Source organism: Streptomyces monticola (assembly GCF_042665355.1).
GTDB classification, from domain to species: Bacteria; Actinomycetota; Actinomycetes; order Streptomycetales; family Streptomycetaceae; genus Streptomyces; species Streptomyces monticola.
The window spans coordinates 391,624-417,296 of record NZ_JBHTCF010000005.1 but is presented as its reverse complement, the minus strand read 5'-3'; the positions used below and the strand labels follow the sequence as shown (position 1 = coordinate 417,296).

At 70.2% G+C, this 25,673-nt stretch carries 19 protein-coding genes; 5 read left to right on the top strand and 14 right to left on the bottom strand.

Annotated elements, in window-relative coordinates:
- Positions 1-83: 83 nt before the first annotated feature.
- From ACFQVC_RS15450 to hrcA, 6 genes are all read right to left on the bottom strand, one after another.
- Positions 84-3,293 (bottom strand): S41 family peptidase, encoded by a 3,210-nt coding sequence (locus ACFQVC_RS15450; RefSeq protein WP_381830955.1) that lies wholly within the window; start codon positions 3,291-3,293, stop codon positions 84-86.
- 45 nt (positions 3,294-3,338) lie between these two features.
- Positions 3,339-3,929, bottom strand: coding sequence for a hypothetical protein (locus ACFQVC_RS15445; RefSeq protein ID WP_381830954.1), 591 nt, complete (start codon positions 3,927-3,929; stop codon positions 3,339-3,341).
- 164 nt (positions 3,930-4,093) lie between these two features.
- A complete protein-coding gene (locus ACFQVC_RS15440; protein ID WP_381830953.1) occupies positions 4,094-4,831 on the bottom strand; it encodes a 16S rRNA (uracil(1498)-N(3))-methyltransferase in 738 nt (245 codons plus the stop codon).
- Positions 4,828-5,901, bottom strand: a complete 1,074-nt coding sequence (locus ACFQVC_RS15435; protein ID WP_381830952.1) for a nitronate monooxygenase — start codon at positions 5,899-5,901, stop codon at positions 4,828-4,830. The genes ACFQVC_RS15440 and ACFQVC_RS15435 overlap by 4 nt, the downstream gene beginning before the upstream one ends.
- A 204-nt stretch (positions 5,902-6,105) precedes the next feature.
- On the bottom strand, positions 6,106-7,242 hold the full coding sequence (dnaJ, locus tag ACFQVC_RS15430) for a molecular chaperone DnaJ (protein WP_381830951.1): 1,137 nt from the start codon (positions 7,240-7,242) through the stop codon (positions 6,106-6,108).
- Positions 7,243-8,259, bottom strand: coding sequence for a heat-inducible transcriptional repressor HrcA (gene hrcA / locus ACFQVC_RS15425; RefSeq protein ID WP_381830950.1), 1,017 nt, complete (start codon positions 8,257-8,259; stop codon positions 7,243-7,245). It lies immediately after the preceding gene.
- A gap of 174 nt (positions 8,260-8,433) precedes the next feature.
- On the opposite strand from hrcA, the gene ACFQVC_RS15420 reads away from it, so the two are divergent.
- Both ACFQVC_RS15420 and ACFQVC_RS15415 read left to right on the top strand, forming a co-directional pair.
- A complete protein-coding gene (locus tag ACFQVC_RS15420; protein WP_381830949.1) occupies positions 8,434-9,177 on the top strand; it encodes an MBL fold metallo-hydrolase in 744 nt (247 codons plus the stop codon).
- 35 nt (positions 9,178-9,212) lie between these two features.
- Positions 9,213-10,019, top strand: coding sequence for a DUF3097 domain-containing protein (locus ACFQVC_RS15415; RefSeq protein WP_381830948.1), 807 nt, complete (start codon positions 9,213-9,215; stop codon positions 10,017-10,019).
- A 145-nt stretch (positions 10,020-10,164) separates the two neighbouring features.
- On the opposite strand, the gene hemW is transcribed toward ACFQVC_RS15415, so the two are convergent.
- Together hemW and ACFQVC_RS15405 are read right to left on the bottom strand one after the other, a co-directional pair.
- Complete coding sequence (hemW, locus tag ACFQVC_RS15410) at positions 10,165-11,406, bottom strand: radical SAM family heme chaperone HemW (RefSeq protein ID WP_381830947.1); 1,242 nt, start codon at positions 11,404-11,406, stop codon at positions 10,165-10,167.
- Positions 11,407-11,521: 115 nt separating this feature from the next.
- Positions 11,522-13,435 (bottom strand): SpoIIE family protein phosphatase, encoded by a 1,914-nt coding sequence (locus ACFQVC_RS15405; RefSeq protein ID WP_381831066.1) that lies wholly within the window; start codon positions 13,433-13,435, stop codon positions 11,522-11,524.
- A gap of 196 nt (positions 13,436-13,631) precedes the next feature.
- On the opposite strand from ACFQVC_RS15405, the gene ACFQVC_RS15400 reads away from it, so the two are divergent.
- Both ACFQVC_RS15400 and ACFQVC_RS15395 read left to right on the top strand, forming a co-directional pair.
- Positions 13,632-17,762: a HAMP domain-containing protein gene (locus ACFQVC_RS15400; RefSeq protein WP_381830946.1), complete on the top strand. Its 4,131-nt coding sequence runs from the start codon at positions 13,632-13,634 to the stop codon at positions 17,760-17,762.
- Positions 17,763-17,773: 11 nt separating this feature from the next.
- On the top strand, positions 17,774-18,358 hold the full coding sequence (locus ACFQVC_RS15395) for a response regulator (RefSeq protein WP_381830945.1): 585 nt from the start codon (positions 17,774-17,776) through the stop codon (positions 18,356-18,358).
- A gap of 26 nt (positions 18,359-18,384) precedes the next feature.
- On the opposite strand, the gene ACFQVC_RS15390 is transcribed toward ACFQVC_RS15395, so the two are convergent.
- The 4 genes from ACFQVC_RS15390 to lepA form a co-directional block, all read right to left on the bottom strand.
- The gene (locus ACFQVC_RS15390; protein WP_381830944.1) at positions 18,385-20,274 is read right to left on the bottom strand and encodes an AMP-dependent synthetase/ligase; all 1,890 of its coding nucleotides are present in this window, start codon (positions 20,272-20,274) and stop codon (positions 18,385-18,387) included.
- A gap of 248 nt (positions 20,275-20,522) precedes the next feature.
- On the bottom strand, positions 20,523-20,828 hold the full coding sequence (locus ACFQVC_RS15385) for a hypothetical protein (protein WP_381830943.1): 306 nt from the start codon (positions 20,826-20,828) through the stop codon (positions 20,523-20,525).
- Positions 20,829-21,025: 197 nt separating this feature from the next.
- On the bottom strand, positions 21,026-21,394 hold the full coding sequence (locus ACFQVC_RS15380; RefSeq protein WP_381830942.1) for a hypothetical protein: 369 nt from the start codon (positions 21,392-21,394) through the stop codon (positions 21,026-21,028).
- 245 nt (positions 21,395-21,639) lie between these two features.
- Positions 21,640-23,505: a translation elongation factor 4 gene (gene lepA / locus ACFQVC_RS15375; protein ID WP_381830941.1), complete on the bottom strand. Its 1,866-nt coding sequence runs from the start codon at positions 23,503-23,505 to the stop codon at positions 21,640-21,642.
- A 259-nt stretch (positions 23,506-23,764) separates the two neighbouring features.
- On the opposite strand from lepA, the gene rpsT reads away from it, so the two are divergent.
- Positions 23,765-24,031 carry a 30S ribosomal protein S20 gene (gene rpsT, locus ACFQVC_RS15370; RefSeq protein ID WP_381830940.1) on the top strand — a complete coding sequence of 89 codons (267 nt, stop codon included), beginning with the start codon at positions 23,765-23,767 and terminating at the stop codon, positions 24,029-24,031.
- 303 nt (positions 24,032-24,334) lie between these two features.
- Here rpsT and holA read toward each other — a convergent pair whose 3' ends face one another.
- Both holA and ACFQVC_RS15360 read right to left on the bottom strand, forming a co-directional pair.
- Positions 24,335-25,318 carry a DNA polymerase III subunit delta gene (gene holA, locus ACFQVC_RS15365; protein ID WP_381830939.1) on the bottom strand — a complete coding sequence of 328 codons (984 nt, stop codon included), beginning with the start codon at positions 25,316-25,318 and terminating at the stop codon, positions 24,335-24,337.
- A gap of 47 nt (positions 25,319-25,365) precedes the next feature.
- Positions 25,366-25,611 (bottom strand): hypothetical protein, encoded by a 246-nt coding sequence (locus tag ACFQVC_RS15360; protein ID WP_381830938.1) that lies wholly within the window; start codon positions 25,609-25,611, stop codon positions 25,366-25,368.
- Positions 25,612-25,673 lie beyond the last annotated feature (62 nt).

Here is a 25,673-nt window from a genome sequence, read left to right as displayed (position 1 = left end):
GCTCCGTTTGACGGGTACGTGACGGGTACACAGGGCATGGTATCGGCCACTGATCGCCCGATCCGACCCGGAAAGGCCCTCGCCTACCCGAGTTCCGGCAGCTCCGGCGCGCTCTTCGCCGGGTTCTCCGCGAGCACCGCGAGTGCCATCCGTACCGCCTCGTCCAGCTGTGGATCACGTCCCGCCACATGGTCCTGGGGTGCGGTCACGACCTCCACGTCGGGGTCGACGCCGTGGTTCTCCACCGCCCAGCCGTAACCCTCGAGCCAGATCGCGTACTTGGGCTGGGTGACGAGGGTGCCGTCCACCAGGCGGTAGCGGCTGTCGATGCCGACGACGCCGCCCCAGGTCCTGGTGCCGACCACCGGGCCGATCCCGAGGGCCTTGATCGCGGCGTTCACGATGTCGCCGTCGGAGCCGGAGAACTCGTTGGCCACCGCCACCACCGGGCCGCGCGGCGCGTCCATCGGGTAGCTGAAGGGCCGCATACCGCGCGGCATGTCCCAGCCGACGATACGGCGCGCGAGCTTCTCGACGACGAGCTGCGACGTATGACCGCCGCGGTTCTCGCGTACGTCGACGATCAGCCCTTCCTTCGCGACCTCCACCCGCAGGTCGCGGTGGATCTGCGCCCAGCCGGGCGCCTGCATGTCGGGGACGTGCAGATAGCCGAGGCGGCCCTCGGAGCGTTCATGGACGTGCCGGCGCCGGTCGGCGACCCACGCGTGGTACCGCAGCGGCTCCTCGTCGTCGATGGGCACGACCACCGCGTGCCGCGGGTCGCCGCCTCCCGACGGCGAGATCGTCAGCTCGACCGGTTTGCCCGCGGCACCGACGAGCAGCGGTCCTGGCCCCGTCACCGGGTCGACGGGCCGGCCGTCGACCGCGAGCAGCACGTCCCCGGCGCGCACCGCGACGCCCGGAGCGGCGAGCGGTGACTGCCCGTGCGGATCGGAGGTCTCGGATGCGAGGATCCGGTCGATCCGCCAACTGCCGTTCTCGTCACGGGAGATGTCCGCGCCGAGCAGTCCCTGACGGGTGTCGGAGCCGCCGTAGCCGCCGCCCGCGATGACGTAGGCGTGCGAGGTGCCGAGTTCGCCGTGGACTTCGTAGAACAGGTCGACCAGGTCGTCGTGGGTGGCGAGCCGGTCCACGACGGGGCGGTAGCGGGCGAGGACACCGTCCCAGTCGACGCCGCCGAGGTCCGCGCGCCAGAAGTGGTCGCGCATCAGGCGGCCGTTCTCGTCGAACATCTGCCGCCACTCGGCGACGGGGTCGACGCTCTGCCTGATCCTGGACAGGTCGACGGTGATGTTGTTCTCGCCGTCGTCGTCGGCCGACGCGCGCCGGTCGCTGGGCACCACCTTGAGGTGGTCACCGGTGTGCAGCAGGACCCGCTTGCCGTCGCCGCTGACCGCGAAGTGGTCGGCGGCGGAGGCGAGTTCCTCGATCCGCTGCTGCGCCAGGTCGTAGCGTTCGAGCGCGGTCCTGGGGCCCGGGTCGTCCGGAGTGGCCCGGGAGGCGCCGAGCGCGCCGCGCACCGGGTGGCGCAGCCACAGCAGCCCGTCCTTGGCGGCGCGCAGCGTCGAGTAGCGGGCCGCCTCGACGGGGAACGACACGATCCGGTCGGCGAGTCCGTCGAGGTCGATACGGGTGGTGGGGGTGTCGTCGCCACCCGCGACCTCGCTGGACTTCTCGGCGCTCTCGAAGGGCCGCCCGTGCCGCTGCGGCCCGAACGGCGAGGGCGTGGTCGCGGACAGCGTCATCAGATGCGGCCGGCAGGCCCCGACGAACGCGAGGTCGAAGACATGCACGTCGTAGACCGGGTCGAAGGACCGCTCGGAGAGGAACGCGAGATGCCGCCCGTCGAGCGTGAAGGCCGGCGCGAAGTCACGGAAGCGCAGCGGGGTAGCCTCGGAGACGGTCAGGTCCGCGGTGTTGGCGAGCTTGAGCTGCCGCAGTGGTGAGGGCCCGGGGTGCGACCAGGCCAGCCACCCCGAGTCGGGCGAGAACACCAGGCCCGTGGCCTCGCCGTGCTCGCTGCGGTCCACTTCGCGTACGTCGCCGGAGGCGCGCTCCACGAGCAGCACCCGCCCGTCGTGCGAGGCGATCGCGGCACGGCTGCCGTCCGGTGCCATGGCGAGGGACAGCACCCGCCCCAACTGCCCGGCGGCGACCCGGCGTACGGACGCTCCGGGGGCGACGCCGGTGGCGGGCGCGAACTCCAGGGCGTCGTCGCCCTCGGCGTCCGTCACCCACACCACATGCTCCTCGCCCTCCACCCGGAAGGTGCGCGGAAGGCGGGCGCGTACGCCCTGTTCGGCGGCGAGGGCGCGGGCGGGCCCGTCGCGGTGGGTCACCCAGTGGACGGCACCGCGCACGGAGACGGCGCTGCCGCGTCCGGTGTGGTCGGGCGCCGCGACGCCGAGGTGGCGTTCGGCCTTGACGGGGTGCGGCTGCAGGTCGGTGCGCTGTCCGCCCAGGCGTATGTCGAGCCGCCGGGGCTCGGCGCCGTCGAGATCGTCGATGACCCACAGCTCACCGACGGCCGTGTACACGACCCGCTGTCCGTCACTGGCGGCATGGCGCGCGTAGAACCCCTCCAGGGGCGAATGGCGGCGCAGCTCGGTTCCGTCCGGCAGGGACGAGTAGACCGCCCCGGTCCCTTCGTGATCGGACAGGAACGCGATCCGCTCCCCCACCCACATCGGGTACTCGATGTTCCCGTCGAGCTCTTCGTGTACGCGGACGAAGTCACCGTCGCCCGCGCGGTCGATCCACAACTTGCCCGCCGTACCGCCCCGGTAGCGCTTCCAGTAGGCGGCCTCGCGTCCCATGGTGACGCTCTGAAGGAGCACTTCGCCGTCCGGGCCGTGCGCCAGGTCGCCCACGGGTCCGTACGGCAGGACCGGCGCGGGACCGCCGTCGAGCGGTACGGCGCGGGCCCAGCTGCGGCGCAGCGAGGCCTGGCCCTGCGTGGTGACGGCGAGTACCTCGCCCTGCCGGGTCCAGCCGCGCACGGAGGTGCGCCAACTCCCCCAGTGTGTAAGGCGCTTGGCCGGGCCGCCGACGACGGGCGCGAGATGCACCTCCGGCGCGCCGTCCCGGGTCGAGGTCCAGGCGACATGGGTGCCGTCGGGCGAGATCCGGGGGTGGTTCACGGGCATGTTGTCGGCGCTGACACGCCATGCCCGGCCGCCGTCGAGCGGCGCGACCCAGACGTCGTCCTCTGCGGTGAAGGCGACCAAGTCGCCCTGGAGATGCGGAAACCGAAGGTAGGCAGGGTGCGTCACCCTGTCACCCTAAGCAGGCCGCCTCGCGTGCGGCAGGGGTTTGGATCACTTACCCGGCGAGCAGTCGCACGTCGGCGGCGGATCGGCGGTCACCGTGACGGTCACGGTGGGCCGGGGATCGTCCGGCGGCGTGGGGCCGGGGTTGCTGGGCTCGGGTCCGCTGGGCCCGGGTTGGCTGGGTTCGGGCCGGCTGGGTTCGGTGCCGCTGCAGTTGCCGAGCAGACTGGCCTCCAGGACGACCTTGCCGTCGACCTTGGCGGTCAAGTCCCCCCGTACACAACGGCCTTGGCGCTCCTCGGTCACCTTGCCCTTGAGGGTGATGTCCCGCCCGTCCTTGGTCTCGCCCTCACAGTCCACGGTGGCGACGCTGCGCACGCTCGGCGACTTGGAGGGCCCGTCGGAGCTGTTCGCCGTGACCTTGCCGCCCTCGCCCATGGTGGCGGTACAGCTCATCCACTGCACGTCGAAGCCCTTGCGCTCCAGAGCCTTGGTCCCGGTCTGATCGGTGGTGAGCGCGACGGCGATGGAACTCATCCCGTCACCGGGTTCACAGGCGACCAGACCCACGCCGACGGCACCGGCGAGCGCCACGGCCAGCAGTCCGCTCCGCACCCGTACACGCCTCAAAGCGCCCATACAGGGCAGGTTCCCACTCCCTCACCCGGGGCGGAAGCCCTCTTGCCGCCAATTGCTGGGCCAGGGGCCGAAGTTGACACCTGCGGGTGCGTCGTGGCTGGTCGCGCCCGCGCGGCGGAGCCGCATATCGACACAACCCCGCGCCCCTCTGGGGCACGAACCGCCTAGCCCCAGCGCCCCGTGCGCCCGAGCAGCAGCGCCACCGCCGCCGTCCCGGCCGTGGACGTACGCAGGACCGAAGGGCCGAGGCGGTACGGCTTCGCGCCCGCCTCCGCGAAGATGTCCAACTCCTCCGGGGAGACGCCCCCTTCCGGCCCGACGACGAGTACCACGTCCCCCGAGGCCGGCAGCCCCGCCGTGGCCAGCGGCGCGCTCCCCTCCTCGTGGAGCACACCCGCGAAGGACGCCCCGGCGAGCAGCGCCGCGACCTCACGCGTGGACGCGAGCTCGGCCACCTCGGGGAACCGCAGCCGACGGGCCTGCTTGCCCGCCTCCCGAGCCGTGGCCCGCCACTTGCCCAGGGACTTGAGCCCCCGCTCGCTCCGCCACTGCGTGATGCACCGGGACGCCGCCCACGGCACGATCGCGTCGACGCCCGTCTCGGTCATGGTCTCGACCGCGAGCTCGCCCCGTTCGCCCTTGGGCAGCGCCTGAACGACCGTGATCCGCGGCGCGGGTTCGGGATCGAGCAGCGACCCGGTCAGCTCGACCGTCAGCTGGTCCTTGCCCTCGGCCGCGAGCACCACCGCCGCCGCCCCGTGTCCGCGCCCGTCGGTCAGGACCACGGGCTCACCTGCGCGCAGTCGGCGTACCGACACCGCGTGCCGCCCCTCGGGCCCGTCGAGCACGAACTCGCCGCCGCCGGAAGGGACTTCGTCCACCACGAAGACCGGCGCCGTCACGACACACCCCGCAGCGCGAGCGTCGCCTTCGCCGCCTCCAGCTCGGCGGCGAGCACCTCGACCAGCTGACCGGCCGGCAGCTCCCGGCTCATCCGGTGCCCCTGACCCGCCCACAGGCTCATGCCCTGCGCGTCCCCGGCCTTGGCGGCCGCCTTGCGCAGCGGGCCGGTGAGGTAGTGGACCTGGGGGTACGCGGCCGGTGCGTACGGCCCATGCTCCCGCATGAAGCGGTTCACCAGGCCGCGCGCCGGGCGCCCGGAGAAGGCCCTGGTGAGTTCGGTGCGGACGAACAGCGGATTGGTCATGGCCTGCTTGTGCAGGGCGTTCGCCCCCGACTCGGGGCAGACAAGGAACGCGGTGCCCAGCTGTGCCGCGTCCGCGCCCGCCGCGAGCGCCGCCGCGATCTGGCCGCCGCGCATCAGGCCGCCGGCCGCGACGATCGGCACCTGCACGGTCTCGCGGACCTGCGCGATCAGTGAGACCAGCCCGATGCCGGTGCCGTCCCGCTCGGGGTCGTCGCGGTGCGTGCCCTGGTGGCCGCCCGCCTCGACACCCTGGACGCACACCGCGTCGGCGCCCGCCCACTGGGCGCTCTGCGCCTCTTCGGGCGTGGTGACGGTGACGACGGTGTAGGTGCCGACGCGCGAGAAGGCGTCGAGCACATCGCGCGTGGGACAGCCGAAGGTGAAGGAGACGACCGGCACGGGGTCGTCGATGAGGATCGCCAGCTTGGCGTCGTAGCCGTCGTCGCGCCCGGAGTCCGGGTCGCCGAGCGGGGTGTCGTACCAGCCGGCCTCGCCCGCGAGCTGCTGGGCGTAGACGGCGACGGCGGCCGGCTCGGCGCAGTCGGGCTGCGGCATGAACAGATTGACGCCGAAGGGCCGGTCCGTGAGCCCGCGCAGCTGCTTGATCTCCTGGTACATACCGTCGGCGGTCTTGTACCCGGCGGCCAGGAAGCCGAGGCCGCCGGCTTCACAGACGGACGCGGCGAGGGAGGGGCAGGATGCGCCACCGGCCATGGGGGCCTGCACGATCGGATACGGACTGAGATCGGTCAGTGCGGTGGACATGACCGCATGGTTTCACGTCCACCGCCCTGCTCCGAACCGAGCCCGCACCCAGGAGCACCGAACGGCTCAGCACCCCCGGGCGACACACTCACCGGGCAACTCACCGCCCGTTGAACGCATCCTTCAACCGAGAAAAGAGCCCTTGCTGCCCGGGCTGGCTGTGCTCACCCGGGGGTCAACCCCCGGACCCCCCGGCCGCACAACTCACCGCCCGTTGAACGCATCCTTCAACCGAGAAAAGAGCCCTTGCTGCCCGGGCTGGAACTGCCCCGTGGGGCGCTCCTCGCCGCGCAGGGCCGCCAGCTCCCGCAGGAGCCGCTCCTGCTCGGGGTCCAGCTTGCTGGGGGTGAGCACCTCGACGTGCACGATGAGGTCACCGCGCCCGCCGCCCCGCAGATGCGTTACGCCTCGCTGGTGCAGCGGGATCGACTGTCCGGACTGGGTGCCGGGCCGGATGTCGACCTCCTCCATTCCGTCCAGGGTCTCCAGCGGCACCTGCGTGCCGAGCGCGGCCGCCGTCATCGGAATGGTGACCGTGCAGTGCAGATCGTCGCCGCGCCGCTGGAAGACGGGGTGCGGCAGCTCGTGGATCTCGACGTAGAGGTCACCGGCGGGGCCGCCACCGGGGCCGACCTCGCCTTCGCCCGCGAGCTGGATCCGGGTGCCGTTGTCCACACCGGCCGGGATCTTGACCGTGAGCGTGCGACGGGACCGGATCCGGCCGTCGCCCGCGCACTCCGGGCAGGGCGTGGGCACGACCGTGCCGAAGCCCTGGCACTGCGGGCACGGGCGCGAGGTCATGACCTGGCCCAGGAAGGACCGGGTGACCTGCGAGACCTCACCGCGGCCGCGGCACATGTCACAGGTCTGCGCGGAGGTGCCGGGCGCGGCACCCTCACCGGAGCACGTCGTACAGACGACGGCCGTGTCGACCTGGATGTCCTTGGTGGTACCGAAGGCCGCCTCGTCCAGCTCGATCTCGAGCCGGATCATGGCGTCCTGGCCACGGCGGGTGCGGGACCGCGGACCGCGCTGGGACGCCGTACCGAAGAAGGCGTCCATGATGTCCGAGAAGTTCCCGAAGCCACCCGCGCCGAAGCCACCGGCACCGCCGCCGCCCGCCTGGGACAGCGGGTCGCCGCCGAGGTCGTAGACCTGCTTCTTCTGCGGGTCCGACAACACCTCGTACGCGGCGTTGATCTCCTTGAAGCGCTCCTGCGTCTTCGGATCGGGGTTCACATCCGGGTGGAGCTCACGCGCCAGCCTCCGGAAGGCCTTCTTGATCTCGTCCTGGGAAGCGTCGCGGCGCACGCCGAGTACGGCGTAGTAGTCCGTGGCCACTTACGACTCCGCCAGGATCTGTCCGACGTAACGTGCCACTGCGCGTACCGCTCCCATCGTTCCCGGGTAATCCATCCGCGTCGGTCCTACGACGCCGAGCTTGGCGACTGCCTCGCCGCCCGAACCGTAGCCGACCGATACGACGGACGTGGAGTTGAGCCCCTCATGGGCGTTCTCATGCCCGATGCGTACTGTCATGCCCGAGTCCTTGGCCTCGCCGAGCAGCTTGAGGAGCACGACCTGCTCCTCGAGTGCTTCGAGCACCGGCCGGATCACGAGCGGGAAATCATGCCCGAAGCGCGTCAGATTGGAAGTGCCGCCAATCATCAGCCGCTCTTCGGTGTCCTCGACCAGCGTCTCGAGGAGTGTCGCGAGGACCGTCGAGACGGTGCCGCGGTCCTCCGCCTCGAACGACTCCGGCAGGTCCTGCACCAGCTGCGGCACATCCGAGAAACGGCGTCCCGCGACCCTGCTGTTGAGCCGTGCCCGCAGATCGGCGAGCGAGGTCTCGCCGAAGGGCGACGGGCAGTCGACATGCCGCTGCTCGACCCGCCCCGTGTCCGTGATCACCACGAGCATCAGGCGTGCGGGCGCGAGCGAGAGCAGCTCGACATGGCGCACCGTCGACCGCGTCAGGGACGGGTACTGCACCACGGCGACCTGCCGGGTCAGCTGCGCGAGCAGCCGCACGGTCCGCCCCACGACGTCGTCGAGGTCGACCGCGCCGTCGAGGAAGTTCTGGATGGCCCGCCGCTCGGCGGCCGACAGGGGCTTGACCCCGGCCAGCTTGTCGACGAACAGGCGGTAGCCCTTGTCCGTGGGAATCCGCCCGGCGCTCGTGTGCGGCTGGGCGATAAACCCTTCTTCTTCCAGGGCCGCCATGTCATTGCGCACGGTGGCCGGAGAGACACCGAGCCGGTGCCGCTCGGTCAGGGCCTTGGAGCCGACGGGCTCCTCGGTGCCGACGTAGTCCTGGACGATGGCGCGCAGCACCTCGAGCCTGCGTTCGTTGAGCATCCGCGCACACCTCCCTGATGTCGTCCCCGCGGCCCTTCCGCCGCTTGTCTGGCACTCACCTCGGGCGAGTGCCAGCATTGCACCGGCCCAGTGTACGGCCGGACAGTACAGGCCCGGCAAGGGCGGTGGCACCAAGGCCGTGCCAGGCCACGCGCGCGGGGTTAGCGTCTCCCTATGCGGTTGACTTGGGAAGAGCCGTACGCGTCCGACTGGGAACAGCTGTCCCCCGCCGTCGCCCGGCGTCGGCTGCCGGTCTGGGACTGCACGGTGGGCCTGGTCGCGGGCGCGGACGCGGCCCTGATGATCGACACCGGCTCGACGCTGCGGGAGGGTGCAGAGCTGCGCACCCAGGCCAGGGGCCTGCTCGGCGGCGCCCGCGTCACCCACGTCGCGCTCACCCATCCGCACTTCGACCATGTCCTGGGGGCCGCGGCCTTCTCCGGCGTGGAGGTGTACGGGGCGGTGGGCATCGACACGGTCTTCGAGCGCGGCCGCGACGAGCTGGCCGCGGACGCGGTGCGCCATGGCGTCGACCGGCACGCGGCGGGCGAGGCCGCCGACCTTCTCGTGCACCCGCATCACCTGGTGTGCGGCGAGTGGACGCTCGACCTGGGCGGCGGAACGCGGGTGCTGCTCGCGAACGTCGGCCCCGGCCACACGGGCCATGACCTCGCCGTCCTCGTACCCGGCACCGACGGCTCCCCCGAGATCGTCTTCTGCGGCGACCTGGTCGAGGAGTCCGGTGAGCCACAGTCGGGCCCGGACGCGCTGCCGACCCAGTGGCCGCACGCGCTCGACCGGCTCCTCGAACTCGGCGGCGCGGACGCGCTGTACGTACCCGGGCATGGTTCGGTGGTGAACGCGGCCTTTGTCCGTGCACAGCGCGATGCTCTGGCCACACGTCACGGCGTGTCGTGACCAGCCGTCCGCCCTTACTTCCTATCGTCGGCCGAATGCGCAGCTACAGCCCCGACCTCACCCCGCCCTGGAAGAAGCGGAAGCAGCCCGCCCCCGAGGTGGCCGCCGACCGCGATCTGGTCGTGGAGGAGGTCACCACCGGCTTCTGCGGCGCCGTGATCCGCTGCGAGGCGGGCACGGTGACCCTGGAGGACCGCTTCGGCAAGCACCGGGTCTTCCCGCTCGAACCCCGCGGTTTCCTCCTGGAGGGCCGCGTGGTCACCCTGGTCCGCCCCACCGCCGCAGCTCCGGTACGCCCCACGCGCACCGCCTCCGGTTCGGTCGCCGTCCCCGGCGCCCGGGCCCGCGTCGCCCGCGCGGGCCGTATCTACGTCGAGGGCCGGCACGACGCGGAGCTGGTGGAGAAGGTCTGGGGCGACGATCTGCGCATCGAAGGCGTCGTGGTGGAGTACCTGGAGGGCATCGACGACCTGCCCGCGATCGTCGCCGAGTTCGCCCCGGACGCGGACGCCCGCCTCGGAGTCCTGGTCGACCACTTGGTCCCCGGCTCGAAGGAGTCGAGGATCGCGCAGTCCGTCACCAGCGACCACGCCCTGATCGTCGGCCACCCCTACATCGACATCTGGGAGGCCGTGAAGCCGTCGTCGGTCGGCATCAAGGCCTGGCCGAGGATCCCACGGGGCCAGGACTGGAAGACGGGAGTGTGCCGCTCCCTCGGCTGGCCCGAGAACACGGGCGCGGCCTGGCAGCACATCCTGGGCCGGGTGTCGTCGTACCGGGACCTGGAGCCCGAACTCCTGGGCCGGGTGGAGGAGTTGATCGATTTCGTGACGACAGATTGAGCCCGTCCGGGGGCACCTCCCAGCGGTAGCTGGGGGAGATTGAGGACGAGCCCGGAGGGCGACCGGGGGGCAAGGGGGCGCACCCCCCCAGGCTGTCCGCAGGACATCGGGAAGGGGCGGGGCGGGGAGAAAGAAGCCCTCTGGGTCAGTCCACCAGATCCCGTACCACCGCATCGGCCAGCAACCGCCCCCGCAGGGTGAGCACGGCCCGCCCGTCCTCGTAGGGCCCGGCCTCCAAGAGCCCATCCGCCAGCGCACGCCCGGCGGCCTCGAGCCCCGCGGCCCGCAGCAACGACAGCGGACACCCCTCCCGCAGCCGAAGCTCCAGCAGCACCCGCTCCACCCGCCGGTCCTCCTCCGACAGCACCTCACGCCCCGCCCCCGGCGACCCGCCACCGGCGAGCGCCTGCGCATACGCGCCGGGGTGCTTGACGTTCCACCAGCGCACCCCGCCCACGTGGGAGTGGGCGCCGGGACCCGCGCCCCACCAGTCGGCGCCCCGCCAGTACAGCTCGTTGTGCAGGCAGCGCCCGGCGTCCGTGGTGGCCCAGTTGGACACCTCGTACCAGGAGAAACCCGCCTCGGCCAGCATCGAGTCGGCGATCAGATACCGGTCCGCGTGCACGTCGTCGTCCGTCATCGGGACTTCCCCGCGCCGGATCCGCCGGGCCAGCTGGGTGCCTTCCTCGACGATCAGGGCGTACGCGGACACGTGGTCGGGTCCCGCACCGATCGCCGCTTCGAGGGAGGCCCGCCAGTCGTCGTCGGACTCCCCCGGCGTGCCGTAGATCAGGTCGAGGTTGACATGGTCGAAGCCCGCCGCCCGCGCCTCCGCGACGCAGGCCTCGGGGCGCCCCGGCGTATGCGTACGGTCGAGGACCTTCAGGACGTGCTGCCGTGCGCTCTGCATACCGAACGACATCCGGTTGAAGCCGCCGCCGCGCAGCTCTTCGAGATAGGCGGGGCCGACCGACTCGGGGTTGGCCTCCGTGGTGACTTCCGCGCCGGGCGCAAGCCCGAACTCCGCACGGACCGCGCCGAGCACCCGCACCAGGTCGGCGGCCGGCAGCAGCGTCGGCGTGCCGCCTCCGACGAAGACGGTCTGCACACTGCGCGGGTCGTCGCCGAGCACCTTGCGGGCGAGCCTGATCTCCTCGATCAAGTGGTCCGCGTAGTTGTCGCGCGAGGCGAGCGCACCGCCGGAGCCGCGCAGCTCGCTCGCGGTGTAGGTGTTGAAGTCGCAGTAGCCGCAGCGCGTGGCGCAGTACGGGATGTGCAGATAGAACCCGAGGGGGCGCGACGCCGCGTCGGCCAGGGCGTGCGGGGGCAGCGACCCGTCAGCGGGCACGGGCTCACCATCGGGGAGTACGGAGGGCATGCCCTCCATTCTCCCGTACGCCCGGAGCGCTCAGAGGCCCGGAGCACTCAGGGGGCCGCAGCGCGCAGGGGCCGCAGCGCGCAGGGGCCCGCAGCGACCTGGGGCCCGGGAGGCGAAGCCGGCGCTACCTCGCCTGCAGCACAAGCAGCGCCAGGTCGTCGTCCGACGGCACCTCCGAGAAGTCGTGCACCAGGCGCCTGATCCGCTCCGCGACGAGGGGTGCGCTCAGACCGGCGCAGCTCGCGAGCGCCTGGGCGAGGCCGTCATCGTCGTCGAACTGGCGCGGCCCGCTGCGGCGCTCGGTGACGCCGTCGGTGACACAGAGCAGGGTCTCGCCCGGAGCCAGAAGGAAGGTTTCGCTGGTATATGCCACGTCATCCATGACACCGAGCAGAACCTGCGGATCGGCCACGGCGCGCACCTTGCCGTCGGGGCTGAGCACCAGCGGCAGCGGATGCCCGGCGCAGGCCAGAGTGCAGCGCACGCCTTCGTCGGTGGGGACCAGCTCGCCGTACAGGACGGACAGGAAGCGGGTGGGCGAGCCGTCGTCGACCAGGCCGTCGATACCCGCGGCGGCCACCGCGCGGGCGGCGGCCTCGGCTGCCTCCATGGCGTCGTCGAGGAGGGCGCGGTTGAGGCGGCTGAGCACATCGGCCACCTGGTAGCCCTCGCGGGCGAGCAGGCGCAGCCAGGGGCGGGCGAGGCCGGTGACGACGGCTGCCTCCGGGCCGTTGCCGCAGACGTCGCCGAGTGCGAAGCACCAGCGGCCGTCAGCCGCGGGGAACACGTCGTAGAAGTCGCCGCCCGCGAGGCCCTTGTCCCGCGGTTCGTAGACGAGCGCGCTCTCCACGCCGGGGACCTGGGCGACGTAGCTCGGCAGCAGTCCGCGCTGCAGGATGCGGCTGATGGTGGCCTGCCGGGTGTACTGCCGCGCGGCGCCGATCGCGAGGGCGACGCGGCGGCTGAAGTCCTCCAGGAGACCGGTGACTTCGTCGGGGAAGCGTGCGAGACCGGCCCGTCCGACCATCAGCGTGCCGAGTCCGCGGCCACCGGCGATCAGGCGGTACGCGAGGGCCGTGCCGCCCGTGTCGATGGGGCCGTCGGCGGGCCACGGGACGGGGACGGCACCGCCGTGCAGGGGGCCCTGGTGGCGCGGCGGGTCCTTTTCGAGGAGACGGCGCAGCTCCTCGATGCGGTTCTCGCTGGTGTGCCAGACGCGGGCGAGGCGGGGTACGAGCGCGGCGCTGCCCTCGGACCTGACCCGCGGGCCGGTCTCGTCGTCGAGCCACACGGCGCACCAGTCGGCCAGGCGCGGCACGAGCAGCTGGCCCGAGAGCGCGGCGACCATGTCCTCGTCCAGCTGCCCGGCGAGCAGGTCGGAGGCTTCGGCGAGGAAGGTGAGGGCGCCGCGGTGGCCCCATTCCCCGGCCTCGCGGACCCGGTTGGGCGTGGGGTCGAGGATCTCGACGACCCGCAGGCCGCGCTCCAGGGCCTGCTCACCGGCGTAGGCCTCGATCTGCCGGGCGGCCTCGACTCCGTCGACGGGCAGCCGCGCCCAGACGGTCTTGGTGCCGGTGCGGTAGGTGATGCCCCAGGATTCGGAGAGGCAGGAGACCAGTTGCAGTCCGCGGCCGTACTCGACGGAGTCCGCGGACCGCTTGGGGTTCTCGCCGCGCACGGCGCGGGCAGGATGGTGGTCGGAGACCTCGAGGACCAGGGAGGTGCCTTCGCCGTCGGCGCTCTCCCCGGCGTACTCCATGCGGCAGGTCAGCTCGACGTTGGTGCCGGCGTGCACCACGGCGTTGGTGACGAGTTCGCTGACCAGCACCACGGCGTCGTCGGCCAGGCGTTCCGTGATTCCTATGGACGCGGGCTGACCCGTTTCCGTCCAGTCGGCGAGCGCGGCCCGCACGAAGCGACGGGCGGCGCCCGGCGCCATCGGGTTGCCGGGCAGCGTGGTGCTCGCGCAAGCGCGTGCGTCCCGGAAACCGGGCGGAGAAGAGGCGCGAGAACCCTGAAATACGGTCTCCCGCTGCATTGGAATCGACCCCACGTTTGCAGCTCCTGAGCAGTTCGGGCAAATGCCTCTCAGGCGATGAGGACAGAGTGACAGACTGGCCTCGCTCATAAGCACCGAGTTACTGAAGTGGGCCGCCATGAGTGAAAATCGTGCTACGCCCGCGCTCGGAAGCGGTCAGTTCCGGGCAGAGGAGATCCGTCCGCTACTGGCTGCCATGACGGGGCTGCGTGACGGTGACTTCAAGGTTCGGGTACCCGAAGGCGCGGAGGGGATTCCAGCCGAACTGGCGGCTGTCTTCAACCAGATCGCCGACCGCACCCTGCATATGGCCACCGAGATCGCCCGGCTGCGCCGTGAGGTCGTCCGGCACGGCCACCTCGACGAGCGGCTCGCCGCGTCCCCGGGCCACGGCGCCTGGGCCACGGCGATAGACGACGCCAACTCCCTGGTGGACGCCCTGGTCGCACCGGCCGCGAACGCCACCCGGGTGCTCGACGCGGTGGCGGGCGGCGATCTCACCCAGCGCGTCGACCTGCACGACGGCAGCCGCCAGCTCCGCGGCGACCTGCGCCATCTGGGCCGCGCGGTGAACAAGATGGTCGACCAGCTGTCCCTGTTCACCGGCGAGGTCACCCGGGTCGCCCGCGAGGTCGGCACCGAGGGGCGGCTCGGCGGCCGCGCCAAGGTGCAGGGCCTGTCCGGGAGTTGGCGGGACGTCGGGGAGGCCGTCAACGCGATGGCGGGCCGCCTCACCGCCCAGGTCCGGGACATCGCGGCGGTCACGACCTCCGTGGCGAGCGGCGACCTGACCCGCACGGTCACCGTCGAGGCGACCGGTGAGCTCCTGGAGCTGAAGCTCACGGTGAACACCATGGTGGAGCAGCTGTCCGCCTTCGCCGACGAGGTCACGCGCGTCGCCCGCGAGGTCGGCACCGAGGGCCAGCTGGGCGGCCGGGCCCAGGTCCGCGGCGTCTCCGGCGTATGGAAGGACCTCACCGACAACGTCAACTTCATGGCGTCCAACCTGACTTCACAGGTACGCAATATCGCCCAGGTCACCACGGCCGTCGCCAACGGAGACCTGTCGCAGAAGATCACCGTCGACGCCCGCGGCGAGATCCTGGAGCTCAAGCTCACGGTGAACACCATGGTGGACCAGCTGTCCGCCTTCGCCGACGAGGTCACACGCGTCGCCCGCGAGGTCGGCACCGAGGGCAACCTCGGCGGCCAGGCCCAGGTCCGCGGCGTCTCCGGCGTATGGAAGGACCTCACCGACAACGTCAACTACATGGCGTCCAACCTCACCGCCCAGGTGCGCAATATCGCCCAGGTGTCGACGGCGGTGGCGCAGGGCGACCTCGGCAAGAAGATCACGGTGGAGGCGCGCGGCGAGATCCTGGAGCTGAAGTCGACCATCAACACCATGGTGGACCAGCTGTCCGCCTTCGCCGGCGAGGTCACGCGCGTCGCCCGCGAGGTCGGCACCGAGGGCAACCTCGGCGGCCAGGCCCAGGTCCGCGGTGTCTCCGGGGTGTGGGAGGAGCTGACGGACAACGTCAACTTCATGGCGTCCAACCTGACTTCACAGGTACGCAATATCGCCCAGGTCACCACGGCCGTCGCCAACGGCGATCTGTCCAAGAAGATCACCGTCGACGCCCGGGGCGAGATCCTGGAGCTCAAGGACACCGTCAACACGATGGTGGACCAGCTGCGCGCCTTCGCCGACGAGGTCACCCGGGTCGCCCGCGAGGTCGGCACGGACGGCAGGCTCGGCGGCCAGGCCCAGGTGCGGGGCATCTCCGGGGTGTGGCGCGATCTGACGGACAACGTCAACTACATGGCGTCCAACCTGACTTCACAGGTACGCAATATCGCCCAGGTCGCGACGTCGGTGGCCCAGGGCGATCTGTCGAAGAAGATCGACGTGGATGCGCGCGGCGAGATCCTGGAGCTGAAGACCACCATCAACACCATGGTGGACACGCTCTCCTCCTTCGCCTCCGAGGTGACCCGGGTGGCCCGCGAGGTGGGCAGCGAGGGCCAGTTGGGCGGCCAGGCCAGGGTCGAGGGCGTCTTCGGCACCTGGAAGCGCCTGACCACCAATGTGAATGAACTCGCCTCCAACCTCACCACGCAGGTCCGCGCGATCGCCGAGGTCGCCTCGTCCGTGACGCAGGGCGATATGACCCGCGCCATCACGGTGGAGGCGAGCGGCGAGGTCGCCGAGCTCAAGGACAACATCAACCTGATGGTGTCCAATCTGCGCGAGACCACCCGCGCCAAGGACTGGCTGGAGTCCAATCTGGCCCGTCTGGCCGCGCTGATGCAGGGCCATCGCGATCTGATGGAGGTCGCCGACCTGATCCTGCGCGAGCTGACCCCGCTGGTGAACGCCCAGTACGGCGCGTTCTTCCTGGCCGCGACCGAGGAGGACGGCGCCCAGCGGCCCGCCTCCGGACCGTCCAAGGGGCTCGCCTTCATCGCGGGGTACGGATCGGCGCGGGGCGCGGTCATCGACACCGGCGGGATGCCGGTGCACGGCCTGGTGCGGCAGGCCGCCCTGGAGAAGAAGCGGATCCTGGTGGAGGATGCGCCGCCGGACTACATCAAGATCGAGTCGGGGCTCGGCGAGGCGGCGCCGAAGAGCGTGGTCATCATCCCGATCCTCTTCGAGGACCGTCTCCTCGGTGTGATCGAACTGGCCACGTTCTCCCGCTTCTCCGATGTCCACCTGGCGTTCTTCGACCAGTTCGTGAACACCATCGGCGTCGCCATCAACACCATCATCGCCAACTCCCGCACCGAGTCCCTGCTAGGCGAGTCCCAGCGGCTCGCCCTGCAGCTGCAGGAGCGCACCGAGGAACTCCAGCGCCAGCAGGCCGAGTTGCAGCGCTCCAACGCCGAGCTGGAGGAGAAGGCGGCCCTGCTCGCCACCTCCTCGCAGTACAAGTCGGAGTTCCTGGCCAATATGTCGCACGAGCTGCGGACGCCGCTGAACTCCCTGCTCATCCTCGCCCGGCTGCTCTCCGACAACCCGGAGGGCCATCTCAACGACCAGGAGGTCCAGTTCGCGACGACCATCCACCGCTCGGGTTCCGACCTGCTCCAGCTGATCAACGACATCCTGGACCTGTCGAAGATCGAGGCGGGCCGGATGGACGTACGCCCCAAGAAGCTCCCCCTCATCAAGCTCCTCGACTATGTGCACGCCACGTTCCGCCCCCTCACCCTCGACCGCGGGCTCGCCTTCGACGTGGGGGTGGGCGACAGCGTGCCGCGCGAGATCTACTCGGACGAGCAGCGGCTGCAGCAGATCCTGCGCAACCTCCTGTCGAACGCGGTGAAGTTCACCGCGAGCGGCAAGGTGGAGCTGCGCGTCCGCCGGGTCCCCGCTGCGGAGCGGCGGGTCCTCGACGGCGGCCATGACCTTCTGGCCTTCGCCGTCACCGACACCGGTATCGGCATTCCGCGGGAGAAACTCCCGGTGATCTTCGAGGCGTTCCAGCAGGCCGACGGCACCACCAACCGCAAGTACGGCGGCACCGGCCTCGGCCTGTCCATCAGCCGTGAGATCGCCGGGCTTCTCGGCGGCCGGATCGTCGCCGAGAGCGAACTCGGCAAGGGCTCGACCTTCACTCTCTACATCCCGGTGGCGCAGGAACCCCCGCTCACGGAAGCCGAGTCGGCCGCGCGTGAGCGTGCACCGTCGTCGCAGGCGCCGCAGCTGCCCGAGCAGTCGTCGGCGCACTCGGTGGTGGTACACGGCCGCGAGGACGGCTGGCCGGCGCCGACCAAGCTGGAGGCATGGCGCTCGGGCCGGGGCGGCGAGGTGCTGCCCGGACGCCGCGTCCTGATCGTGGACGACGACATCCGCAATGTGTTCGCGCTCACCCATGTTCTCGGCCGGGTGGGCATGCCCGTGCTCTACGCGGAGAACGGCCGCGAGGCCATCGAGATCCTGGAGCGCAGCGACCGGGAAGGGACGGGACCCATCGAGCTCGTCCTGATGGACATCATGATGCCGGAGATGGACGGCTACGAAACGATCTCCGTCATCCGTCGCACCCCCCGCCTCGCCGACATCCCGATCATCGCGCTGACCGCCAAGGCCATGCCCGGGGACCGGGAGAAGGCCGTCGCGGGCGGCGCCAATGAATACGTGCCCAAGCCGGTGGACGTGGACCAGCTGCTCACCGTGGTGTGTGCCCTCCTGGATCCCGAGGGCGCACTCACCGAGCAGACCGCCGGCGCGGAAGCAGAAACAGAAACAGAGACAGAACAAGAGACACCGGAAGGGGCGAGCGGCGAAGAGGAGTCCGCCGTCCCGCCGGCGAGCGAATAGGCATCATCGCTATGAGCACTGAGGTTTCGACAGAAGACCGCGCAAGCATCCTCCTCGTCGATGACATGGAGGACAATCTGATCGCACTCGAAGCCGTCCTGGGGTCGCTCAACGAACCGCTGATCCGGGCGCGTTCGGGCGAGGAGGCGATGAAGGCGCTGCTGCGGCAGCCCTTCGCCCTCGTTCTGCTCGATGTCCGGATGCCCGGCATGGACGGCTTCGAGACCGCCGCGAACATCAAGCGGCTCGACCAGACCAAGGACGTGCCCATCATCTTCCTGACGGGCACCGACGCCGACACGGGCTATGCCTTCCGTGGCTATGCGACCGGCGCCGCCGACTACATGACCAAGCCCTTCGACCCCTGGGTGCTGCGCGCCAAGGTGACCGTCTTCCTCGATCTGTACCGCAAGAACAAGGAACTTGAGCGGCTGCTCGCGCGCGAGCAGCGGCAGTTCGAGGAACTGGCGTCCCGTATCGGCGCAGTGGAGCACCAGCTCGCCAAGGAGGAACCCACGGACCTCGACGATCTGCGTGCCCAGCTGGCGCGGATGGAGTCCCTGCTGAGCGAGATGCGGCGCGGGCGCGGCCTCTAGGGCCGCGCCCGCGCGCTGAAGAGTCGTTACTTCTCCACGGACCCGGCATACATGTCGTCGATCAGGCCCTGGTACTCCCGCTCGACGACCGGCCGCTTCAGCTTCAGGCTGGGCGTCAGCTCCCCGTGCTCGACATCGAGGTCACGCGGCAGGAGCCGGAACTTCTTGATGGTCTGCCAGCGCTGCAGGCCCTGGTTGAGCTCCTGCACATAGCCGTCGACGAGCGCGACCGTCCGCTTGTCGGCGACGACATCCGCGTACGACTTGGCGCCGATGCCCTGCTCCTCGGCCCAGGCCAGGATCGCCGCCTCGTCGAGGGCGATCAGTGCGGTGCAGAAGTTCCGGTCGGCGCCGTGCACCAGGATGTTGGAGACGTACGGGCACACGGCCTTGAACTGGCCCTCGACCTCTGCGGGCGCGATGTACTTGCCGCCGGAGGTCTTGATCAGGTCCTTCTTGCGGTCGGTGATCCGCAGATAGCCGTCGGGGGACAGCTCACCGATGTCACCGGTGTGGAACCACCCGTCGCTCTCCAGGACTTCGCCGGTCTTCTCGGGCAGCCCGTGGTAGCCCTCCATGATGCCGGGGCCGCGCAGCAGGATCTCGCCGTCGTCCGCGATCCGCACCTCGGTGCCGGGCAGCGGCTTGCCGACGGTGCCGGTGCGGTACGCCTCGCCGGGGTTGACGAAGGAGGCGGCGCTGGACTCGGTGAGTCCATAGCCCTCCAGGATGTGGATGCCGGCGCCGGCGAAGAAGTAGCCGATCTCCGGTGCGAGCGCGGCCGACCCGGAGACACAGGCCCGAAGCCGCCCGCCGAAGGCCTCCCGCAGCTTCCCGTACACCAGTGTGTCGGCGACCTTGTGCTTGGCGGCGAGCCCGAAGGGCGCCGAAGCGGTGCCGGTACGGCGGAAGTTGTCCTGGGTGACCTTGGCGTACTCACGGGCGACGCCCGCCGCCCACTGGAAGATCTTGTACTTGGCGCCGCCGCCGGCCCGGGCCTTGGCGGCGACCCCGTTGTAGACCTTCTCGAAGATCCGCGGCACGGCGGCCATATACGTCGGCTGCACCACCGGAAGATTCTCGATGATCTTGTCGACCCGCCCGTCCACGGCGGTCACATGCCCGACCTCGATCTGCCCGCTGGTGAGCACCTTGCCGAAGACATGCGCGAGCGGCAGCCACAGGTACTGCACGTCGTCGGGCCCGATGAGCCCGGTCTGTGAGATCGCCTTCGCCATGTACGACCAGTTGTCGTGCGGAAGCCGCACACCCTTGGGCCGCCCGGTGGTCCCGGAGGTGTAGATCAGCGTCGCCAGCTGGTCCTTGGTGATGTCCCCGATCCGCTCCTTCACGGCGTCGGGGTTCTTCTCCAGATACGCGGCACCGCGCGCCTCCAGATCGGCCAGCGAGAGCACCCACTCATCGGGGTCGTCACCGGTCGCGAGACCGTGGTCGCCGTCGATCACCACGACGTACTTGAGGTCCGGCAGCTCAGCGCGCCGCTCGCGCGCCTTGGCCAGCTGCTCCTCGTTCTCCGCGATCAGCACCTTGCTGCCGGAGTCGGCCAGGATGTACGCGGACTCCTCGGCGTTGGTCGAGGAGTACACGGTCGTGGTGGCCGCCCCCGCGCACAGGATGCCGAGGTCGGCGAGGATCCACTCGACCCGGGTGTCGGCGGCGAGCGCCACCCGCTCCTCGGGCACGATCCCCAGGTCGATCAGGCCTGCCGCGATGGCGAAGACCCGCTCGGCGGCCTGTCCCCAGCTCAGCGACTTCCAGTCGTCGGGCCCTTCGCCGGAGGCAGGCGGCACGGGATACCTGTAGGCCTCACCGTCCGGTGTGGCGGCAACGCGCTCCAGGAAGAGGGTCGCCACGGAGGGCGGACGGTTCTCGATCAGTGTCTGTGTGTCGCTCACGACATCCTCCGGGGCCCGCGACAGTGCGTGCGACTGTTGGCGAAGGGGGCGATTGTCTGAGAAGGGGGCGTTGGGGTGCGATTGTTTAACTAGCGAGTAACCTTTGAGCAGTGATCAGAGTAGAGCGCCCGCGCCCGCCACGTAAGGGGCTGCGACCTGTCACTTCCTACAGACACCGGACATGACTCGGACCCGCCGCGCAGGTGCGCGACGGGTCCGGTGCGAGTCCGGTGCGGGTCCTGGTCCGGTCAGAGACCGAGGTCGACCTCACTGACGACGTCGGCGAGGAGATCGAGGTTGACGTCGGCCTGGTTCGACAGGTCACTGGAGATTCCGGCCGGCCCGTCGACCGAGACACCCGACTGGGAGTCGGTCCCGTTGACCTCGTTGTTGACGCCGATCTCGGCCAGCGCGCCGACGTCGACACCGACCTGGCTCTCGCTCTGCACCATCGGCCCGTCGTCCGCCACGGCAGCCGAGGCTCCGCCGCCGACCAGCAGCAGTGTCGCGATGAGAGCAAACAGTGCCCGCGCAATTACGTTCTTGGTGTTCATGGCCATCCTCCTTCAAAGACTGAAACTCTAGCCACAATTCCAAGAACCAGGCCGCTGTAATTCATTCGCCCGCACAAAGGGCCCTAAGAGAGCATTAGGCACACAAATGAAAGCGGGCCCGGCGCAATGTGCGCCGGGCCCGCTTCAATTCACCATGCCGCCGCTCGAGGAAACGGCAGGGTATGCGCCTGCGGCAATCAGCCGCCGATCGGCAGGGCGCCGGTGGCGGGGAGACCACCGAGCATCGGGGCCGGAGCCGCCTTGGCGCCGGGGGCACCGACGGTGGTTCCCAGGTCACTGTCCTGCTTGGCCTTGATGGCGTCACTCGCCTTGCCGACGAGCGCCTCAAGGTTGATGTCCGCATCCTTCAGCGGGTTGTTGACCTCGCTCTTGTTGACCGTGTCCAGGTTGGCGAACTGGCTGTCGTCCTTGCCGGCCGGGGCGTTGTCCACGTCGTCCGCCATGGCGGGCGCAGCGGCACCGAGGGCCATCATAGAACCGGCAACAACCGCAGCAGCCTTCGTGTACTTCACTTCAGCATCCCTTTCCGAAGCGGCGTCCTTCACGGTCACGACCGTCGTGCCGCCCGAGCGTCTTGCTGGCCGCTCGGAACGCCGCTGCCACCCTTCGTAACGGGATCTCCCGGCCTGCGGAAACTCTTGAGCAACGGCTTTTTTCCCAATCACCCGGATGCCGCAGGCGCTTTTCCAATTCTCACATCAAACCAAAAGGCGCCCGTCCGGTAGAAGGACGAGCGCCTTTCGTCGGCCAAGCGGCCCACGCAGACGTGGAGCCTGGGCCCGGACGGGGGTTACTTCTTCTTGGACTGGCCCTCGTCACTGGACAGGACGGCGATGAAGGCCTCCTGCGGGACCTCGACGGACCCCACCATCTTCATGCGCTTCTTGCCCTCCTTCTGCTTCTCGAGGAGCTTGCGCTTACGGGAGATGTCACCGCCGTAGCACTTGGCGAGGACGTCCTTGCGGATGGCGCGGATCGTCTCGCGGGCGATGACCCGGGAGCCGATGGCGGCCTGCACGGGCACCTCGAAGGCCTGGCGCGGGATGAGCTCCCTGAGCTTGGCCACGAGCCGCACGCCGTACGCGTAGGCCTGGTCCTTGTGCGTCACGGCGGAGAAGGCGTCGACCTTGTCGCCGTGCAGCAGGATGTCGACCTTCACGAGCTGCGCGGACTGCTCGCCGGTGGGCTCGTAGTCGAGCGAGGCATAGCCACGGGTCTTGGACTTCAGCTGGTCGAAGAAGTCGAAGACGATCTCCGCGAGGGGCAGCGTGTAGCGGATCTCGACGCGGTCCTCGGAGAGGTAGTCCATGCCGAGCAGCACACCGCGGCGGTTCTGGCAGAGCTCCATGATCGAGCCGATGAACTCGGACGGGGCCAGGATCGTGGCCCGTACGACCGGCTCGAAGACCTGGTCGATCTTGCCCTCGGGGAACTCGCTCGGGTTGGTGACCGTGTGCTCGGTGCCGTCCTCCATGATCACGCGGTAGACCACGTTGGGGGCGGTGGCGATCAGGTCGAGACCGAACTCGCGCTCCAGGCGCTCCCGGATCACATCCAGGTGCAGCAGGCCGAGGAAGCCGACGCGGAAGCCGAAGCCGAGGGCTGCCGAGGTCTCCGGCTCGTAGGTGAGCGCGGCGTCGTTGAGCTGCAGCTTGTCCAGGGCCTCGCGCAGGTCCGGGTACTCCGAGCCGTCCAGCGGGTACAGGCCCGAGAACACCATCGGCTTCGGGTCCTTGTAGCCGCCGAGCGCCTCTTCGGCGCCCTTGCTGAGGGTGGTGATCGTGTCACCGACCTTGGACTGGCGGACGTCCTTCACGCCGGTGATCAGATAGCCCACCTCACCGACGGCGAGACCGTCGGCGGGCAGCATCTCCGGGGAGTTGGTGCCGATCTCGAGCAGCTCGTGCGTGGCGCCCGTGGACATCATCCGGATGCGCTCGCGCTTGTTGAGCTGGCCGTCGACGACCCGGACGTAGGTGACGACGCCGCGGTAGGAGTCGTAGACCGAGTCGAAGATCATCGCGCGGGCGGGGGCGTCGTGGACGCCGACCGGGGCGGGCACCTGCTGCACGACGCGGTCAAGGAGCGCGTCCACACCGACGCCGGTCTTCGCGGAGACCTTGAGGACGTCGTCGGGGTCGCAGCCGATGAGGTTCGCCAGCTCCTCGGAGAACTTCTCCGGCTGCGCCGCCGGCAGGTCGATCTTGTTGAGCACCGGAACGATCTGGAGGTCGTTCTCCATCGCCAGATAAAGGTTGGCGAGGGTCTGGGCCTCGATGCCCTGTGCCGCGTCGACCAGGAGGATCGTGCCCTCACAGGCCGCCAGGGAGCGGGACACCTCGTACGTGAAGTCCACGTGGCCCGGGGTGTCGATCATGTTGAGGATGTGGGTCTTGCCCTGACCGTCACCCTCGGTGGGCGCCCAGGGCAGACGGACCGCCTGGGACTTGATGGTGATGCCGCGCTCGCGCTCGATGTCCATGCGGTCGAGGTACTGAGCGCGCATCTGCCGCTGTTCGACCACTCCGGTCAGCTGGAGCATCCGGTCGGCGAGCGTGGACTTGCCGTGGTCGATGTGCGCGATGATGCAGAAATTGCGGATCAGCGCCGGGTCGGTACGGCTCGGCTGAGGCACATTCGTAGGGGTCGCGGGCACGCAGGGTCCTGATTCTTGAGACGTCTGCAGCTCTCTGCAGCCACGGGTCGGATCGATACGTAGGCTCCATCGTCCCATGCGCGGCGGCGAAGGCTCGGTTTGGGCCGTTGGAAGGACCACTGGTAGCCTGGTCAGCTGTGTCTCGCGTGCCCTCTCAGCGTACGAGGCACAACACTCCGGTCATCAGGCGCTCCCGCCGTCAGGCGAGTGTGCTCGGTGATCACTCGGTAAGAATCATCGAACCTGAAAAGGCTCTTTCGTGGCGAACATCAAGTCCCAGATCAAGCGGAACAAGACGAACGAGAAGGCGCGCCTGCGCAACAAGGCCGTCAAGTCGTCGCTCAAGACCGCGATCCGTAAGACCCGTGAGGCGACCGCCGCGGGCGACGTCGAGAAGGCCGCCGAGGCCCTGCGCGACGCCAACCGCAAGCTGGACAAGGCCGTCTCCAAGGGCGTCATCCACAAGAACCAGGCCGCCAACAAGAAGTCGGCGCTTGCTTCGAAGGTTGCCGGCCTCAAGGGCTGACCACTTGATTTGATCGCCGGGCGGACCCGAGCGGGCCCTCTCTTCCGCTCCCGACCGGCACCCCGGATCCGCACGCGGCCTGCGTTCGCCACGCGGGTGCGGATCCACACAGCGTGAACCGAGGCCCCGTCGGCCGCCCTTCCCCAGGGCGGCGGACGGGGCCTTTGGTGTGGGGGGGGGGGGGGGGGCGGTGTGCGGGGGCTCAGGTATCCGGGCTTTGGTGCGCGAGGGCTCAGGGCTGTCTGGGCTCTGGTGTGCGAGGGCTCAGGCGTGTGAGGGCTGTGGGAGTTGGCCTGAGGGGTGTCAGCGGCGGGAGCGGGCCGCTCGGGCGATGGTGACGACCGCCTTCTCCAGTGCGTACTCCGGGTCGTCGCCGCCGCCCTTCACGCCCGCGTCCGCCTCGGCGACGGCCCTCAGGGCGACCGCCACGCCATCGGGGGTCCAGCCCCGCATCTGCTGCCGGACCCGGTCGATCTTCCAGGGCGGCATACCCAGCTCACGGGCCAGGTCCGCGGGGCGGCCGCCGCGGGCGGCGGAGAGCTTGCCGATGGCGCGGACTCCCTGCGCGAGGGCGCTGGTGATCATCACTGGGGCGACACCGGTCGCGAGGGACCAGCGCAGTGCCTCAAGGGCGTCGGCGGCCCGGCCCTCCACCGCGCGGTCGGCGACGGTGAAGCTGGAGGCTTCGGCCCGGCCCGTGTAGTAGCGGCCGACGACGGCCTCGTCGATCGTGCCCTCGACATCCGCCGCGAGCTGCGACACCGCGCTCGCCAGCTCCCGCAGATCGCTGCCGATCGAGTCGACCAGGGCCTGGCAGGCCTCCGGCGTCGCCGACCGGCCCAGAGCGCGGAACTCACCGCGCACGAACGCCAGCCGGTCCGCGGGCTTGGTCATCTTCGGGCAGGCCACCTCGCGGGCGCCCGCCTTGCGCGCGGCGTCGAGCAGGCCCTTGCCCTTCGCACCACCCGCGTGCAGCAGGACCAGGGTGATCTCCTCGACGGGTGCGCCGAAGTAGGCCTTCACGTCCTTGATGGTGTCGGCCGAGAGGTCCTGCGCATTGCGTACGGCCACGACCTTGCGCTCGGCGAACAGCGACGGGCTGGTCAACTCCGCGAGGGTGCCCGGCTGCAGCTGGTCGGAGGTGAGGTCGCGCACGTCCGTGTCGGCGTCGGCGGCGCGGGCGGCGGCGACCACCTCCTGCAGGGCGCGGTCGAGCAGCAGATCCTCCTGGCCCACGGCGATCGTGACGGGGGCGAGCGGATTGTCGTTTGCGGGTTTCCTGGCCATCGCGGTCAAGGATCGCACGGGGCACTGACAGCGGCGTACGAGCTGCCCTACGGCTCCTCGCGCCAGCCGTCCCACTCGGCGGCGAACTCGTCCAGCGCGGCCGGTTCGAGCCGCTCCTGCGCGTCTTCGAGTACGAGCAGCCACTGGGCGTCCTCGGCGTCGTCCTCGCCGGCCAGGGCATCGCGTACGAGCTGGGGCTCCTCGGTGACCCCGAAGCGCTCGGCCAGCGCTTCGGCCGCCTCTTCCGCGGCGTCACGGTCGGGCAGGACCAGCACATGTCTCACATCGCTCACATGGACATCTTCCTATCCGGGCGAGCGAAGCCGGTCATGGGGCCGGGGCGAGGGCCGGGCGC

Coding starts and splice junctions, on each gene's coding strand:
- ACFQVC_RS15445 (WP_381830954.1), bottom strand. CDS start 3,929: ATGGGCGCTTTGAGGCGTGTACGGGTGCGGAGCGGACTGCTGGCCGTG.
- ACFQVC_RS15435 (WP_381830952.1), bottom strand. CDS start 5,901: ATGTCCACCGCACTGACCGATCTCAGTCCGTATCCGATCGTGCAGGCC.
- hrcA (WP_381830950.1), bottom strand. CDS start 8,259: ATGCTCAACGAACGCAGGCTCGAGGTGCTGCGCGCCATCGTCCAGGAC.
- ACFQVC_RS15420 (WP_381830949.1), top strand. CDS start 8,434: ATGCGGTTGACTTGGGAAGAGCCGTACGCGTCCGACTGGGAACAGCTG.
- ACFQVC_RS15415 (WP_381830948.1), top strand. CDS start 9,213: ATGCGCAGCTACAGCCCCGACCTCACCCCGCCCTGGAAGAAGCGGAAG.
- hemW (WP_381830947.1), bottom strand. CDS start 11,406: ATGGAGGGCATGCCCTCCGTACTCCCCGATGGTGAGCCCGTGCCCGCT.
- ACFQVC_RS15405 (WP_381831066.1), bottom strand. CDS start 13,435: ATGCAGCGGGAGACCGTATTTCAGGGTTCTCGCGCCTCTTCTCCGCCC.
- ACFQVC_RS15400 (WP_381830946.1), top strand. CDS start 13,632: ATGACGGGGCTGCGTGACGGTGACTTCAAGGTTCGGGTACCCGAAGGC.
- ACFQVC_RS15395 (WP_381830945.1), top strand. CDS start 17,774: ATGAGCACTGAGGTTTCGACAGAAGACCGCGCAAGCATCCTCCTCGTC.
- ACFQVC_RS15385 (WP_381830943.1), bottom strand. CDS start 20,828: ATGAACACCAAGAACGTAATTGCGCGGGCACTGTTTGCTCTCATCGCG.
- holA (WP_381830939.1), bottom strand. CDS start 25,318: ATGGCCAGGAAACCCGCAAACGACAATCCGCTCGCCCCCGTCACGATC.